General features: G+C 73.7%; 1 protein-coding gene. It reads right to left on the bottom strand.

All coding sequences use genetic code 11. The features are described 5' to 3' along the window. Positions 1-236 (bottom strand): hypothetical protein (locus AC0IZJ_RS28770; RefSeq protein ID WP_471855701.1); only part of this gene is annotated, 236 nt, incomplete at both ends.

Here is a 236-nt window from a genome sequence, read left to right as displayed (position 1 = left end):
GCCGTGAACAGCGCGGCGGCGCCGATCTGCACGGTCGTCCTCAGCCGGCGCAGCCAGCGGCTGGCGGCGCCCTCGCTGTGGCTGCGCCCGGCCAGCGAGTCGGCGGGCCGCACGCGCAGCGCGATGTGAGTCAACGGCATCGCACTCAGGGCTGCGATCGCCACGCACCGCAGACCGGTCAACGCAACCCTGCCGGGCGCCAGCACGGGCGCATCGAAGCTGTGCTGCATCAGCAC

Source organism: Roseateles sp. AC306 (assembly GCF_979253795.1).
The sequence above is the reverse complement of the archived record's forward strand: the minus strand, read 5'-3'. Positions and strand labels throughout refer to the sequence as shown.